15 protein-coding genes are annotated in these 15,303 nt (G+C 64.9%); 4 read left to right on the plus strand and 11 right to left on the minus strand.

Features of this window, described 5'->3' with window-relative positions; genetic code table 11:
• The 5 genes from CWO89_RS28375 to CWO89_RS28395 form a co-directional block, all read right to left on the minus strand.
• Positions 1-686, minus strand: a 686-nt coding sequence (locus tag CWO89_RS28375; protein ID WP_130581896.1) for a DUF4167 domain-containing protein, incomplete at its 3' end; no start/stop codon positions are given.
• 476 nt (positions 687-1,162) lie between these two features.
• Positions 1,163-2,044, minus strand: a complete 882-nt coding sequence (gene prmC / locus CWO89_RS28380) for a peptide chain release factor N(5)-glutamine methyltransferase (protein WP_130581897.1) — start codon at positions 2,042-2,044, stop codon at positions 1,163-1,165.
• 99 nt (positions 2,045-2,143) lie between these two features.
• Positions 2,144-3,223, minus strand: a complete 1,080-nt coding sequence (gene prfA, locus CWO89_RS28385) for a peptide chain release factor 1 (protein ID WP_130581898.1) — start codon at positions 3,221-3,223, stop codon at positions 2,144-2,146.
• A 56-nt stretch (positions 3,224-3,279) separates the two neighbouring features.
• Complete coding sequence (gene ptsP, locus CWO89_RS28390) at positions 3,280-5,547, minus strand: phosphoenolpyruvate--protein phosphotransferase (RefSeq protein WP_130581899.1); 2,268 nt, start codon at positions 5,545-5,547, stop codon at positions 3,280-3,282.
• Positions 5,548-5,985: 438 nt separating this feature from the next.
• The gene (locus CWO89_RS28395) at positions 5,986-7,239 is read right to left on the minus strand and encodes an aspartate kinase (RefSeq protein WP_130581900.1); all 1,254 of its coding nucleotides are present in this window, start codon (positions 7,237-7,239) and stop codon (positions 5,986-5,988) included.
• Between the two features lie 171 nt (positions 7,240-7,410).
• On the opposite strand from CWO89_RS28395, the gene CWO89_RS28400 reads away from it, so the two are divergent.
• From CWO89_RS28400 to CWO89_RS28410, 3 genes are all read left to right on the plus strand, one after another.
• A complete protein-coding gene (locus CWO89_RS28400; protein WP_130581901.1) occupies positions 7,411-7,878 on the plus strand; it encodes a PH domain-containing protein in 468 nt (155 codons plus the stop codon).
• 13 nt (positions 7,879-7,891) lie between these two features.
• Positions 7,892-8,641: a bifunctional 2-polyprenyl-6-hydroxyphenol methylase/3-demethylubiquinol 3-O-methyltransferase UbiG gene (gene ubiG, locus CWO89_RS28405; protein WP_130581902.1), complete on the plus strand. Its 750-nt coding sequence runs from the start codon at positions 7,892-7,894 to the stop codon at positions 8,639-8,641.
• Between the two features lie 128 nt (positions 8,642-8,769).
• Positions 8,770-9,669, plus strand: a complete 900-nt coding sequence (locus CWO89_RS28410; RefSeq protein WP_130581903.1) for an EamA family transporter — start codon at positions 8,770-8,772, stop codon at positions 9,667-9,669.
• 106 nt (positions 9,670-9,775) lie between these two features.
• Here the strand turns inward: CWO89_RS28410 and CWO89_RS28415 are convergent, their stop codons facing one another.
• From CWO89_RS28415 to CWO89_RS28430, 4 genes are read right to left on the minus strand one after another with little or no spacing between them, the layout of a single operon-like run.
• Positions 9,776-10,246 carry a DUF1178 family protein gene (locus tag CWO89_RS28415; protein ID WP_130581904.1) on the minus strand — a complete coding sequence of 157 codons (471 nt, stop codon included), beginning with the start codon at positions 10,244-10,246 and terminating at the stop codon, positions 9,776-9,778.
• A complete protein-coding gene (locus tag CWO89_RS28420; protein ID WP_130581905.1) occupies positions 10,243-11,121 on the minus strand; it encodes a carbon-nitrogen hydrolase family protein in 879 nt (292 codons plus the stop codon). Before CWO89_RS28420 ends, CWO89_RS28415 begins: the two co-directional genes overlap by 4 nt.
• Positions 11,121-11,393 carry a glutaredoxin 3 gene (gene grxC / locus CWO89_RS28425; RefSeq protein WP_130581906.1) on the minus strand — a complete coding sequence of 91 codons (273 nt, stop codon included), beginning with the start codon at positions 11,391-11,393 and terminating at the stop codon, positions 11,121-11,123. The genes CWO89_RS28420 and grxC overlap by 1 nt, the downstream gene beginning before the upstream one ends.
• A 29-nt stretch (positions 11,394-11,422) precedes the next feature.
• Entirely contained in the window at positions 11,423-12,232 is an 810-nt protein-coding gene (locus tag CWO89_RS28430; RefSeq protein WP_130581907.1) for a ComF family protein, read from the minus strand.
• A 77-nt stretch (positions 12,233-12,309) separates the two neighbouring features.
• Between CWO89_RS28430 and CWO89_RS28435 the strand changes: the two genes are divergently transcribed.
• Complete coding sequence (locus CWO89_RS28435; RefSeq protein WP_130581908.1) at positions 12,310-13,182, plus strand: methyltransferase domain-containing protein; 873 nt, start codon at positions 12,310-12,312, stop codon at positions 13,180-13,182.
• Positions 13,183-13,340: 158 nt separating this feature from the next.
• Here CWO89_RS28435 and CWO89_RS28440 read toward each other — a convergent pair whose 3' ends face one another.
• Both CWO89_RS28440 and argJ read right to left on the minus strand, forming a co-directional pair.
• Positions 13,341-13,751, minus strand: coding sequence for a (deoxy)nucleoside triphosphate pyrophosphohydrolase (locus CWO89_RS28440; RefSeq protein ID WP_027581863.1), 411 nt, complete (start codon positions 13,749-13,751; stop codon positions 13,341-13,343).
• Between the two features lie 124 nt (positions 13,752-13,875).
• A complete protein-coding gene (gene argJ, locus CWO89_RS28445) occupies positions 13,876-15,117 on the minus strand; it encodes a bifunctional glutamate N-acetyltransferase/amino-acid acetyltransferase ArgJ (RefSeq protein WP_130581909.1) in 1,242 nt (413 codons plus the stop codon).
• Positions 15,118-15,303: the final 186 nt, after the last annotated feature.

A 15,303-nucleotide genomic window follows, 5' to 3' on the forward strand; every position in this document is an offset into this window, starting at 1 on the left:
GCGTCGGGGCGCGGGCTGTGCGGGCGGCGGCGGCGGCGCGGGAAGCGCTCGCTACGTTCGCTGCGTTCTCCGCTGCCATTGCCTTCATGATTGCCATTGACTTGCGGCTGCGCGCCGCCGGTGATGAAGGAGGGCAGGCGGTCGACGCCGCCATTGTCAGCGATCATCGGCTGCGGCTGGTTCTGCGGCGGCGGTTGATACTGCGGCTGCGGACGATGTTCGCGCTCGCGATGCTCTCGCGGCTGCTGCTGCTCGCGCTGATAGGGCTGCTGACTGTTTTCGCGTGCATAGGGCGGTTGCGGCGCGAAGCCGGGCTCCTGCCCGAAGCTCGAATAGCTGTCGTCATCGTCGCCCTCATCGGTCGTCGACACATCGTTGTTGTCGACGCGGGGCGGCTGCTGCTGATTCTGCCGAAGCTGTTCCTGGGCCGCGGCGATGATGCGGAAGTAATGTTCGGCATGCTGATAGTAGTTCTCGGCGGCGACCGGATCGCCGGAAGAGCGTGCATCGCGCGCGAGCTGAACGTATTTTTCCGCAACGTGGGAAGCGGTGCCACGGATCTTGATGTCGGGTCCGTTCGATTCAAACACCCGCGTCAACGGGTTCTGACCGCGCCGGTTATTGTTGTTATTGTTGTTATTGTTATTCCGGTTACGCATCCGCTTGTTGTTTTGACCGTTTCTCATGTCTTGCCTTTTATTCCAGCCCTAAGTTACCAGCGTTGTAAGTTACCAGCGTTGAAATTGCCGTTGTGGTGGAGGTTGCCCGTCCAGCCGGCGCGCGCCATCGCGCGCACCGAATCACGATGCCATCTGGATCAATGCCAAAGTTCGCCAACCATCGCGTTGAGCAAAGACGCGTTCCCCAACCGCCGGCCGGTCGGCCTGCGGATCAATTATTCAGCTTGCCACGCAAGCCCAGTTCTCTCACGTAAGTCTTCAAGCGCAATAACAGGCTTTCGTTCGCTTGGCGGTCGAGAGCAGCACAGCCCCGGCTATTGCGCTCACACAGACCTGCGTTTTGGAACCTTTGATCGGCGGGCTCTCGGCGAGAACCCTGGTCTTCACCCGTTAACGGCTACGGGGCCAAACCGATGTCATAAGCGGAACGTAGTCGTTCCCGGGGGATATTCCAAGAGGTTTTTTTGCGTTCCAATAGGACTTTATCGCGGCAATTTGCGGCCCGCTACTGCCCGCGGGATGCCTGCCAGATCGGCCCTCGGCGGACCGGCCGGGACGAGCCCTGCGGCCGTCATCAAAGCTTCAATCGCCTCGCTCTGGCTGATGCCTGATTCGACAACCAGGGTGGCGCCAGGGGCGAGCAGACCGGCGGCCTGCGGGATCAGCACGCGATAGGCATCCAATCCGTCGTCGCCGCCATCGAGCGCGGCAAGCGGGTCGTGTTCGCGCACCTCGACGGCGAGGTCGGCAATATCAGCGGATGGTATATAGGGCGGGTTCGACACGATCAGGTCGAAGCGGCCGGAGAGGCCCGATGCGTAGTCGCAGGCGATGAAGGTTGCGCGCTTCTCAATGCCTAACGCCAACGCATTGGCGCGCGCCGTCTCGAGCGCCTCCGTGCTGATGTCGGTGCCGTAGCCCGTGGCCGCAGGAAGCTCGGAGAGCAGCGCCAGCAGGATTGCACCAGTGCCGGTGCCGAGATCGGCGATCCGCAGCGGCTTTCCCAAAGCTCCGTCCGCGCGCAGGATCTGCAGCGCGAGTTCGACCACGGTCTCGGTGTCGGGCCGCGGCACCAATGTCGCGGCGGAGAGTTTTAGCGGCAGTCCCCAGAATTCCTTTTGCCCGAGGATGCGCGCGACCGGCTCGCCAGCGAGGCGACGGCGTGCGAACGCTTCCAGTTCTGCTGCTTCGTTCTCCGTCAGCGTTCGGCTCGCTGCCGTGATCATGCCGGTGAGATCGAGACGGAGCACGGCGCCGAGCAGCATGCGCGCATCGAGCTCGGCCGAATCGATCGCCGCCGATTTGAAGCGTGCCGCGAGCGCGCGTCGTGCTGTCTCGACAGATTGCCCGGCAAACTCACTCATCGCCCGTAGCCCGGATGGAGCGCAGCGCAATCCGGGATTCGTGCAGCCCGGCCCGCTGGCCCCGGATTACGCTGCGCTCCATCCGGGCTACGGGAGTCCTCACGCCGCAGCCCCCTGCGCGGCGAGTTGCGCCGCCTGATGCTCGGTGATCAGCGCGTCGGTCAATTCGCCGAGCGCTTCGCCCGAGATCACCTGCGGCAATTTGTAGAGCGTCAGGTTGATGCGGTGATCGGTGACGCGTCCTTGCGGAAAATTATAGGTGCGGATGCGCTCGCTGCGGTCGCCGGAGCCGACCTTCTCCTTGCGGTCGGCGGAGCGTGCCGCGTCGGCGCGCTGGCGCTCGGCATCGTAGATGCGCGAGCGCAGGATGTTCATCGCCGACGCCCGGTTCTTGTGCTGCGAGCGGCTGTCCTGCATCATCACCACGATGCCGGTCGGGATATGGGTGATGCGGATCGCCGATTCCGTCTTGTTGACGTGCTGGCCGCCCGCGCCCTGCGCCCGCATGGTCTCGATCCTTAAGTCCTCGTTCTTGATGTCGACGTCGACGTCCTCGACCTCCGGCAGCACGGCCACCGTGGCGGCGGAGGTGTGGATACGCCCCTGCGTCTCGGTATCGGGCACGCGCTGCACCCGATGCACGCCGGATTCGAATTTCAGTTTCGCGAACGCGCCGCGGCCCTGCACCTCGGCGATGATTTCCTTGTAGCCGCCGACCGTGCCCTCGCTCGCCGAGATCACCTCGACCTTCCAGCCCTGCAGCGCGGCGAAGCGCTCATACATGCGGAACAGGTCGCCCGCGAACAGCGAAGCCTCGTCGCCGCCGGTGCCGGCGCGGATTTCCAGCACGACGTTGCGGTCGTCCATGGCGTCCTTCGGCAACAGCGCGATGCGGATATTCTGTTCGAGCTCGGCAAGCCGCGCATGCAGCGTCTCGAGCTCGGCCTCCGCCATGCCGCGCATGTCGGGCTCGGTGGCGGGATCGGCGATCAGGCTCTGGGTGTCGGCGAGCTCGGTCCGCGCAGCGCGATAGGCCTTCACTGCCTCGATCAGCGGATTGAGCTCGGCGAGCTCGCGGGTGATCTGGACATAGCGCTCCGAATTCACCTGGCCGAGCAGCTCGGCCTCGAGCGAGGCATGATGGGCGAGCAGGACATCGAGTTTGGCTTCGGGCAGCATGGGTGGTTCTCAAATAACGGAAAGGGCAAGGGGCGGCGTCGTCGAGGAGAGCGTCGCTACAAGGTGAGCCCTTCGGCTTCCGCAAATTCCGTCAGCTTCTCGCGGATCGACACGCTGCCGGCCGGCGCGTCCAGAAGCGGGTTGATCATCGCTTCGGCCTTTTGCGCGTCGAGCTCTATGATCATCGCCTTCACCGGACCGTGCGCGGTCGCCGACAGTGACAGCGAGCGGTAGCCAATCGCGATCAGCGCCAGCGCGCCGATCGGCTTCGATGCCATCTCGCCACACAGCGAGGCAACCTTCCTGCAGCCCTGCGCCCTGCGCACGATGTCGCGCAGCGCGCGCAGGATCGGCGCGGACAGGGTGTCGAACCGTTCCGAGACCTTGGCGTTGCCGCGGTCGACCGCGAACAGGAACTGGAACAGGTCGTTCGACCCGACCGAGAGGAAGTCGACCCGCTTCAACAGCTCGTCGAGCTGGTAGAGCAGCGCCGGAACCTCGACCATGGTGCCGACATCGACGCGCTCGGGCAGCGAATGGCCGTGCTGGCGCAGATAAGTCAGTTCACGCTCGACAATGGCCTTGGCCTGATCGAACTCGGTAACGTCCGAGATCATCGGAAACATGATCTTCAGCGCGCGGCCGCCGGCGGCGCGGAGCAGCGCGCGGATCTGGCCGCGCAACAGTCCCGGGCGGTCGAGGCCGAGCCGGATCGCGCGCCAGCCGAGCGCCGGGTTCTCCTCGACGACGGTCTCCATATAGGGCAGCGCCTTGTCGCCGCCAATGTCGAGCGTGCGAAACGTGACGGGCTTCGATCCCGCTGCATCCAGCACGGTGCGATAGAGCGCGAGCTGGTCGCTGGAGCGCGGCAGGTTCGGGCTCACCATGAACTGCAGCTCGGTGCGGAACAGGCCGATGCCGGCGCTCCCGGTGTCATCGATATGCGGCAGGTCGATGGTGAGTCCGGCGTTGATCAGAAGCTCGATCGGCTGGCCGTCCTTGGTCACGCAGGGCTTGTCGCGCAGCGCCGAATATTGCGCCTGCCGCCGCGCGCGGAAGCGGACCCGCTCGGCGTAGGCCGACTCGATCTCCGACGACGGGCGGACATAGATCTCGCCCGAGATGCCATCGACGATGATGGCGTCGCCGGGATCGGCAATGCCGGGCGCGTTCGGCACTTCGCCGACCGCGGGAATGCCGAGCGCGCGCGCCACGATCGAGACGTGGGAATTGGCGGTGCCTTCCTCCAGCACCAGGCCCCGCAATCGCTTGCGGTCATAGTCGAGCAGCGCCGCCGGGCCCATCGCGCGCGCAATCAGGATCGCGTTGTCGGGCAATTGTTCGCGTGACGGCGCGTGGTCCTGGCCGACGAGCTGCCGCATCAGGCGATGGCCGAGATCCTCGAGGTCATGCAGCCGGTCGCGCAAGTATGGATCGGTCGAACGCAGCATGCGCGCGCGGGTGTCGGACTGTACGCGCTCGACCGCGGCTTCAGCGGTGAGGCCGGTGGCAACTGCCTCATGCAGCTTGTGCGACCAGCCCTGGTCGTTGGCGAACATGCGATAGGCTTCCAGCACGTCGCGATGCTCGCCGCCATCGGCGACGTCGCCGCGCTCCAGGAGGCGGTCGAGATCGGCGCGCAGCTTGGTCAGCGCCGCATCCAGCCGCTTGATCTCCTTCGGCAGATCCTCGGCGATATAGTTGGTGATGACGACGCGCGGCTCGTGCAGCACGACATGGCCGAGCGCGATGCCTTCGGAGAGAATGGCGCCGGTCTTGTGCAGCGAATGCCGCGCCGCCGGCTCGGCGCCCGGTTGCGCCAGCGCCGCCAGTTCGCCCGAGGCGATCATCTCCGCCAGCACCATGGCGGTGGTCTGCAGCGCCTCGACCTCTTCCTCGACATAAGTGCGCTTGGCGCGGTTCTGCACCACCAGCACGCCAAGCGTGTTGCCGGCGCGCAGGATCGGCACGCCGAGGAAGGAGTGGTAGATTTCTTCGCCGGTCTCCGGGCGGTAGGAGAAGGCCGGGTGGCTTTGCGCGTCGCTCAAATTGAGCGGCGTGGCCTCGCTGGCGACGAGGCCGACCAGGCCCTCATGGGCGCTGAGCACCGTCCTGTGGACGGCGTCGCGGTTCAGACCTTCGGTGGCGTAGAGCTCGAGGGTGTTATCGACGCGCAGCACATAGACCGAGCAGACCTCGGCCACCATATTGGCCGCGATCAGGACCACGATCTTGTCCAGCCGCTCCTGGGCCGAGACCTGCTCCGCCATGGTTTCGCGGAGCCGTCTCAACAGGACGCGGGGACCTCCCGAAGCGCTCCGCATAGGTTGAAACCCTCCCCCACATGACCAGCAGGCCGTGTGGCCGGTAACTGGCGAGAAACTCGACTAATCCAACAATTTTATCCATCGGCGCCGCCGCAAGCTCGCAACCCTGCCGAATCGGATTCGCCAAGAGTGTGACACAGTTCGCGGCACCCTCCGATCAGGCCGTATAGCCAATCGAGGCTTGTTTTGCCAAGCAAAACGCCTGCCAAAAGATATAACGTCTCTGTCAGCCCAATGCTGCGGTAGCTAAGAGAAATTCTTGCTCGCAACAGCGAGAAATGTGGGCTCAGGACGCCGTTGGAACAGGCCCGCAGCCCGTAGCCCGGGTGAAGCGCAGCGCAACCCGGGACCGCTCGTCAATGTTGAGGCGAAGTGCCCGGGTTACGCTTTCGCTCCACCCGGGCTACGGGCTTTCGAGGTGGAGGGAACGCACCCTCAGGCCTGATCGAGACCGTACAGCGTGTGCAGTGTGCGTACCGCGAGCTCGGTATAGGCGGCATCGATCAGCACCGAGAACTTGATCTCGGAAGTGGTGATGGCGCGGATGTTGATGTTGCGCGCGGCGAGCGCGGCAAAGGCCTTGGCGGCGACACCGGCATGGCTGCGCATGCCGCTGCCGATGACAGAGACTTTCGCGACGTCGGTGGCGCTGTCGAAGCGCTGGTAGCCGATCTTGCTCTTGGCCGCGGTGATGGTGTCGCGGGCGCGGCCATAGTCGGTCGCCGGAACGGTGAAGGTCAGGTCGGTGGTCTTGCCGTCCTCGGAGACGTTCTGCACGATCATGTCGACATTGATGTTGGCGTCCGCGAGCGGGCCGAAGATCGCTGCTGCCACCCCCGGCTTGTCCTCGATCTGGCGCACGGAAATCTGAGCTTCGTCCTTGGAGAAGGCGATGCCAGTGACGACGTGCATTTCCATGATTTCCTCCTCGCTGCAGATCAGCGTTCCCGGCGGCGTGCCGTGCGGGTCGATATCTTCAGGCTTGTCGAAGCTGGATCGGACGAAGATTGGCATGTTGTGCACCATGCCGAGTTCCACCGAGCGCACCTGAAGAACCTTGGCGCCCTGAGAGGCCAATTCCAGCATGTCTTCGAACGCGATTTTCTCGAGCCGCCGCGCCTTCGGCACCACGCGGGGGTCGGTGGTGTAGACGCCGTCGACGTCGGTATAGATGTCGCAGCGGTCGGCCCGGACCGCCGCCGCGATCGCCACCGCCGAGGTATCGGAACCGCCGCGGCCGAGCGTGGTGATGCGGCCGGTCTCGGGGCTGATGCCCTGGAAACCGGCGATGACCGCGACCTCCTTCCGCTCCTTGAAGCGGTTCATGATCTCGGTGCCGTCGATATCGAGGATACGCGCCGAGGCGTGCGCGTCGGAGGTCTTGATCGGGATCTGCCAGCCCTGCCAGGAGCGCGCCTGGATGCCCATGCTCTGCAGCGTGATCGCGAGGAGGCCCGAGGTGACCTGCTCGCCGGAGGCGACGACGGCGTCATATTCGCGTGCGTCGTGCATCGGGGAAGCCTCGCTGCACCAGGCCACCAGCTCATTGGTCTTGCCGGACATCGCGGAGACCACCACGGCGACGTCGTGGCCGGCATCGACCTCGCGTTTGACATGGCGTGCGACGTTGCGGATTCGGTCGATATTGGCGACGGAGGTGCCGCCGAATTTCATCACGAGGCGGCCCATGACGACGCGTGCATTCCTTGTGAGGATCGGTAGAGTGCCCGCGCTTTAATCCAAGCGCGGGGGCTGAAACGCGCGTATACATAGCGAAGCGGCCGGGGGCAAGCGGGTTCCTGGCGCCGTCCGTGGCGGGGGCGCGGGTGGCTATGACGCGGTGGTAACTGAGGCGTTTGTATGGGGCGGTTTATCGACGAGATCCTGCAGCCCGGCGAGAGGGTGCTGTATTCGACCAATGCGCACTGGATCTTCTTCCTGCCGGCAATTGCCGGCTGGGTCGTAGCGATCGTGTTCCTGGTCCTCTCGTACATGGTTCCGACTGGCGCGCCGGCAGTTTTGTGCCTGGTGATGGCTGCTCTGGCGGCGATCGCGGCGCTTTACAAGACCGTGACTGCGGGAATCCACCACTGGACCACCGAAACCGACGTCACCAATCTGCGGGTCGTGCACAAGACCGGCTTCATACGGCGGAAGACCATCGAGATGAGTTTGGACAAGATCGCCAGTGTCAATGTAGAGCAATCCATTCTGGGGCGTATTCTCAACTACGGCGACGTAACGATTTTCAGCGTTGGCGAGGCAGAGCAGGACATTCCGACGATCGCCTCGCCGCTGGCGTTCCGCAATTCCATCACGGCGCGATAGGGGCGCGCGCATCATGGCCATGCAATCTGACTTTTCCGGCACCACGGTCGATCCGGCCGAGGTCGCGAAATTCTCAAAACTCTCGGCGGAGTGGTGGGACCCGCACGGCAAGATGGCGCCGTTGCATAAGATCAATCCGTTGCGGCTGGGCTATATCCGCGATGCCGCCTGCCGCAAGTTCGACCGCAACGTCAGGAGCCTGAGCTGTTTGTCCGGCTTGCGCACCCTCGATATCGGCTGCGGCGCCGGGCTGCTGTGCGAGCCGCTGGCCCGGCTCGGCGCGCAGGTGATCGGGATCGATCCTTCCGCCACCAACATCGCCGCCGCGAAATTGCATGCCGACAAGGGGCACCTGGCGATCGACTACCGCTGCACCACAGTGGAAGAAATGGACGCGCGCGAGCGCTTCGACATCGTGCTGGCGATGGAGGTCGTCGAGCACGTCACCGACGTCGGCGTGTTCGTAAAGCGCTGTACGGCGATGCTCAAGCCCGGCGGGCTGATGGTGCTCTCGACGTTGAACCGCAACTGGAAGAGCTTTGCACTCGCGATCGTCGGCGCCGAATACGTGCTGCGCTGGCTGCCGCGCGGCACCCATCAATGGAGCAAGTTCGTCACCCCCGACGAACTCGCGCATCACCTGCAAGACAACCACCTCACCATCACCGACCAGGCCGGCGTGGTCTACAACCCGCTCGCCGACAAATGGAACATCTCCTCCGATATGGACGTGAACTACATGGTGGTCGCGGAGGAGGGGTAGGAGCTGCTTGCCACGCGGACGGCGTGCGGTCCGAGCGCAATCCTGTCATGCGCTGTTCCGGTTGACCGCGCCCGCGGCGGCCGCCACGGTGAGACCGTTTTCCCAGCCCGCTCGCGATTCTCCCGCACATGCTAACGATTTCCTCGCTCTGGATTCCCTTCACCATCGTCGCCGCGCTCGGGCAGGTCGCGCGCAATGCGATGCAGCGGTCGCTGACCGGGCCGCTCGGGACCTGGGGCGCGACCAATATCCGCTTCCTGTTCGGCTTTCCGTTCTCGATCCTGTTCTTTGCGCTGGTCATCGCGGCAACCGGCGATTCCGTTCCGTGGCCGCCAGCGGTGTTCTGGCCGTGGCTGTTGCTCGGCGCGCTCAGCCAGATCGTCGGCACCGGCTTGATGCTGCTGGCGATGAACGAGCGCTCCTTCGTGGTGACGACGGCCTATCTGAAGACCGAGGCGATCCAGACCGCGATCTTCGGCTTCGTCTTCCTCGGCGATCACCTCACCTTATTGAAGGTCATCGCGATCCTGATCGCGACCATCGGCGTCGTCATCACCGCGCTGCGGCCCGGAGGCGAGAAGGGGTTTGCGGAGCTGAGGCCGACCATCATGGGCCTCGTCGCGGCGGCCGCCTTCGCGCTCTCGGCGATCGGCTTTCGCGGCGCGATCATCGCGGTGCCCGGCGTCTCCTTCGTGACGGCATCGTCCTATACGCTGGTGTTCGGCCTGTTCGTGCAGACGCTGGTGCTGTCGATCTATCTCTTGCTGCGCGCGCCCGGCGTGCTCAAGGCGATCTTCGGATTATGGCGGCCGTCGATGCTGGCGGGCTTCATGGGCGCGTTCGCCTCGCAATTCTGGTTCCTTGCCTTCGCGCTGACGGCGGCGGCGAACGTGCGAACATTGGCGCTGATCGAGGTCTTGTTCGCGCAAGGCGTGGCGTACTATTCGTTCAAGCAGCCGATCTCGCCGCGCGAGCTTTCCGGCATCGTCCTGATCGTGATCGGTGTGGCGCTATTGATCGCGGCTTGATCAACTTGTCATTCCGGGGCATGCGAAGCATGAACCCGGAATCCAGAGGTGATGGCGCGAGATTCCGGGTTCGATGCTTCGCATCGCCCCGGAATGACGAGATGCATCAGTTGCGGTCGTCCGGCAGCACCGGCAGCGGCGAGACTTCGACGCCTTCCTCGATCAGCGAGCGCGCTTCCTCCGGCGAGGCTTCGCCGTAGATCGGGCGGTGCTCGATATCGCCGTAATGCATCTTGCGCGCCTCGTTGGGGAAGCGGTCGCCGACATTGTCGGCGTTCTGGACGATGTGGTCGCGCAATTCCTTCAGCTTGGCGCGCAGCTCACGCTCCTGCGCCATCATCAGCGGTGTGGATTCGGCTGGCGCTGCTGCCGGCTGCTCGGCCGGCGCGGGAGCCGCGGCTTCGCGGCCCTTCTTGCCGACGATCTGCGGCGCCATGATCGCCTTCTCGACCGTTGACGTGCCGCAGGTCGGGCAGGCCACGAGCTTGCGGCGGACCTGGGAATCATAAGCCGACGAACTCTGGAACCAGCTTTCGAAAGCATGGCCCCGTTCGCAGCGCAGGTTGTAGCGGATCATGCTGAGCCCCGGACGAGGTGCAGATGCTCCGGACCTGCCTTGGGGTCGGCGACCGTGAAGCGGCGCCCATGCTGCAGCGAAGGAATCGCCCTGCGCGCGGTCTCGACCTTGGCCGGATCGATCTTCGCCAGGAATACGCCCGGCTCGACGCCGCCCTCGGCGAGGACCTCGCCCCAGGGGTCGATGATCAGCGAACGACCATAGGTCTCGCGCTTGTTCTCGTGCAGGCCGGCTTGCGCGGCGGCAAACACGAAGCAGCCGGTCTCGATGGCACGGGAGCGGAGCAGAATGTGCCAATGCGCCTCGCCGGTCTTGCGGGTGAAGGCGGACGGCACGGTGAGAAAGGACGCGCCGCTTTCGGCCAGCGCACGGTACAGTGCCGGGAAGCGCACGTCGTAGCAGATGGTCAATCCGATCCGGCCCCACGGCAGATCGGAAATGACAGCGGTCTCGCCCGGCTGGTAATTGGCCGATTCGCGATAGCTCTCTCCGCCGGGCAGATCGATATCGAACATATGGATCTTGTCGTAGCTGGCGAGCAGGTTGCCGTCCGGGCCGATCAGGAAAGAGCGGTTCACCGCCTTCTCCGGCGAGAAGCGCAGCGCTAGCGAGCCGATATGGAGATGTATCTTCAATTCGGCGGCCAGCGCGCGATAGGCCTTTAGCGACTTGTCGTCCTCTTCCGTCGCCAGATGCTCGAACAGCGCCTTGCGGTTCAATTGCATCATGTTGCTCACTTCGGGTGTGAGCACATAGTCCGCGCCTTGCGCCGCCGCCTCGCGCACCAGCTTCATGCCTTGCTCGAGACTCGGCTCCGGCAGAAGCGAGGTGCGCATCTGCACCATGGCGGCGGTGAAGGTGCTGTCGGCGCTCATCAGGCCACGCCTTCGCTGGTTAAGAGATCATCGAGCTTGCCCTCGCGGTCGAGCGCATAGAGCTCGTCGCAGCCGCCGACATGGGTGCTGCCGATGAAGATCTGCGGAAAGGTCGAACCGGCGCCGGCCCGCTCGTACATCTCGTCGCGATAGGCCGCGTCGCTGGCAATGTTGAATTCGGTGAACGCCGCCTTCTTGCGGGTCAGAAGCGACTTGGCCGCGGAGCAGTAGCCGCAGCCCGGGCGGGTGTAGATTTCAATTGCAGCGGTCATGGCGCGCTCGGTTGTGATTTTGTCCAGGATTATATGGGACCTTTGTGGCTATCGACAACCCGGGCGAATACCAGCACGTCGACCTGCGCGGCTTTGGCGCGCAGAAGCGCCCGCGCGCAGGCGTCAACCGTCGCTCCCGAGGTCAGGACGTCATCGACCAGGATCACGCGGCGGCCCTGGACTTCGGCGGCCCGGTCGGGCGCCACCTTGAACGCACCCTGGACGTTGGTCGCCCGCTGCGCCCGCGACAACCCGACCTGCTGCTCGGTCGAGCGCACCCGGCGCCGCGCATCGGAGGCGAGGTTGACGCCGCTTTGGCGCGAAATGACGCGGGCAAGCGCGCCGGATTGGTTGTAGCGCCGGCTCCAGCCGCGCCGCCAGTGCAGGGGAACTGGTACCAAAACATCGGCGTCGCTGAGCAATTCCTTCCCCGCCCGCGCCATCCAGCGGCCCATTGCTGGCGCCAGATCGGTGCGGTCCTGGTATTTCAATGCGTGCACCAGCGTGCGCGCGACGTCGTCATAGCGCACCGCGGCGCGGGCGCGCTGGTAGGCCGGCGGATTGGCGATCGCCTCCATCGACAACAGTTCCGGCCCCGGGTCGTAGACGAAGGGAATGCCGAGCCGCGGGCAGAACGGTGGTGCAATGAACGACAATTTGGCCCAGCAGGCGGCGCAGACGCCCTCGCCATCGACCGGCTCGCGGCAGGCAACGCACAGCGTCGGCAGCGCGATGTCGAGCATCAGCCGTGCTGCATGCGTCCATGCTCCCTGCGCAACGCTCAGCGCGCCGCGCAGATGGCCTGCAATAGAGCGGGATGGTGATGCTTCGGCGCCCATGAAGGGAGGCTAGCGCCGCGAACCTGTCAGCTCAAGCATTGCGTTGCCAGCGACGGAGGCAAGGCGTACCAACCGGCATGGCCGCAAACCCGACCACTCCTGTGTTGTTCGACCGTTCGCTGTTGTCAGCCCGGCTGAAGCGCGCGCGGCGCAACGCGCCGGTCACCTTCCTGCTCGAGCGCGTCGCCGAGGACATGGCCGAGCGGTTGCAGGCGGTCACGCGGGAGTTTGCCGATGCCGCCGACATCTGGACGCCGGGCAACGCGCTGCATGATCTCGTGCGCGAGCGATGCAAGTCGGTCCGCGAGGTCACATTCGAGGCTTCCGAAGTCCTTCCGCTGCAGCCGCAATCGCTCGATCTCGCGGTCTCCGCGCTCGCCTTCCAGTTCGTCAACGATCTTCCCGGCGTGCTCGCGCAGATCCGTCGCGCGCTGAGGCCCGATGGTCTGTTGCTCGCGGCGATGATCGGCGGCGATACGCTGACCGAGCTCAGACAATCCTTTGCGGCGGCCGAAGCCGAATGCGAAAGCGGGGTGTCGCCGCGCGTTGCGCCATTCGCCGATCTGCGCGACGTCGGCGCGCTGTTGCAGCGTGCGGGCCTCGCGTTGCCGGTGACCGATGTCGACCGCATCGTGGTGCGCTACGACAATGCGTTCGCGCTGATGCAGGAACTGCGGCGCATGGGCGCCACCAACATCCTGATCGAGCGGCGCCGCGCACTGAGCCGCCGCGCCACCCTGCTGCGGATGGCGCAAATCTATGCCGAACGCTTCGCCGATCCTGACGGCCGCATCCGCGCCACCTTCGACGTGATTTGGCTGTCCGGCTGGGCGCCGCACGAAAGCCAGCAAAAACCACTGCGGCCGGGTTCGGCGAAAGCTAGTTTGGAAGAGGCGGTGAAGCGCCTCTCACCCTCCCCTGAAAGGGGAGGGCTATCGCATAAGAAATAGAACTTGGTGGGCGGTTCCTTCGCGGCCCATCCTTCGAGACGCCCGCCTTTGGCGGGCTCCTCAGGATGAGGTCTATTTCGCGGCGGAATCTTAGACCCTCATGGTGAGGAGCGCCGCTTGCGGCGCGTCTCGAACCATGAGGCCCGCCTCGTCCACACCTATAACAGCAGATCGATCAGATGTGGGATCAGCGGAATATCCGCCGCCGGCATCTCGTAGTCGCGCAACTTGTTGGCGCGGACCCAGGCGAGGTTCTGTCCCTCGCGCGCCGTCACCATGCCGTCCCAGCGCCGGCAGATATAGAGCGGCATCAGCAGGTGAAACGTCTCGTAGGCATGGCTCGCGAAGGTCAGCGGCGCCAGGCACGGCTCGGCGACGGTGATGCCGAGTTCTTCGTGCAATTCGCGGATCAGCGTCGCTTCCGGCCGTTCGCCTGCCTCGACCTTGCCGCCGGGAAATTCCCAGAGACCAGCCATCGGCTTGCCCGCAGGCCGCTGCGCCAGCAGCACGCGCTTGTCGGCATCAACAAGCGCGCAGGCAACCACGAGGGTGAGTTTGATATCGGTCATGCATCACACGCATGGATTGTTATGACGGCGGAATCGCAGGATGGGTAGAGCGAAGCGAAACCCATCAGTTTCGGAGCTACTGCACGAATGATGGGTTTCGCTTCGCTCTACCCATCCTACGTCGTCACGACCGATAATCGCCGTTGATCGCGACATATTCCTTGGTGAGATCGCAGGTCAGCACGCGGTCGCGGCCCTTGCCGAGGCCGAGGTTGACCTTGATCTGGATTTTCGGCTGCTTCATCGCCTGCGACACTTCCGCCTCGTTGTAGGAGGGATTGCGGGCGCCGCTCTTGGCGACGCGGATGCCGTTGAAGGAAATCGAGAGCTTGTCGCGGTTGGCGGGCTCGCCGGCCTTGCCGACCGCCATCACCACGCGGCCCCAATTGGCGTCCTCGCCGGCGATCGCGGTCTTCACCAGCGGCGAGTTCGCCACCGACATCGCGATCTTGCGCGCCGACGCCTTGGTGGTGGCGCCATCGACGATGATCTCGACCAGTTTCCGCGCGCCTTCGCCGTCACGCGCCACCTGTTCGGAAAGGTCGGCGAGCACATCACGGAACGCCTTGGCAAACGCTTTCAGGCGCGGATCGCTGGCGCGGCTGATCTTCGGCGCGCCGTTCGCGGCGGCGGTGCCGGTCGCGAATGCCAATAGCGTGTCCGATGTCGAGGTGTCGCCGTCGATGGTGACGGCGTTGAAGGTGTCTTCGACGCCGCTCTTCAGGAGCTGCTGCAGCGCGGCCGATGACAGCGGCGCGTCGGTGAAGATGAAGGAGAGCATCGTCGCCATGTCGGGTGCGATCATGCCGGCGCCCTTGGCCATGCCGTTGATCGTCACCTTGGCCTTGCCGAGCTTCACGGTCGCGGTCGCGACCTTCGGGAAGGTGTCGGTGGTCATGATCGCCTTCGCCGCGCTCATCCAGTCGTCGGGCGCAGCTTGCTCGGCCAGCGTCGCCAGCACCCCGTCGAACTTGGTCGCATCGAGCGGCTCGCCGATCACGCCGGTGGAGGCCAGGAACACCTCATTGACGCTGCAGCCGACCGCCTTGGCGGCGATCTGCGCGGTCAGCGCGGTCGACTGCTTGCCTGTCTTGCCGGTGAAGGCATTGGCGTTGCCGGAATTGACCACCAGGGCGCGCGCAGCTCCCTTGCCGAGCTTGGCGCGGCACCATTCGACCGGTGCCGAGGGGCACTTGGACTTGGTGAAGACACCGGCGACGGTGGTGCCCTTCTCCATCACCGCGAGCAGCACATCGGTGCGCCCCTTGTAGCGGATGCCGGCCGCCGCCGTCGCAAGCCTGACGCCCGCGATCGCGGGCAAATCGGGAACGTCTGTCGGGGCGAGAGGAGAAACGGCGGTGGACATGGAGAGCTTCCGGCTTCGAGGAGGGAAGCGCTCTGTATCATCTCAATTGTCGGAGCGGGAGAGGGGACGCGACACGATCACCCACCGTCGTCCCGGCGAAGGCCGGGACCCATACCGCGTGATCCATCTATCTTGCGTGGAGGCTCGTTGCCCCTCACCAACTCAGGCTGGTGGTTGATGGGGTGG

The sequence above is a fragment of the Bradyrhizobium sp. Leo170 genome (assembly GCF_004296405.1).
In the GTDB taxonomy this organism is placed as follows: domain Bacteria; phylum Pseudomonadota; class Alphaproteobacteria; order Rhizobiales; family Xanthobacteraceae; genus Bradyrhizobium.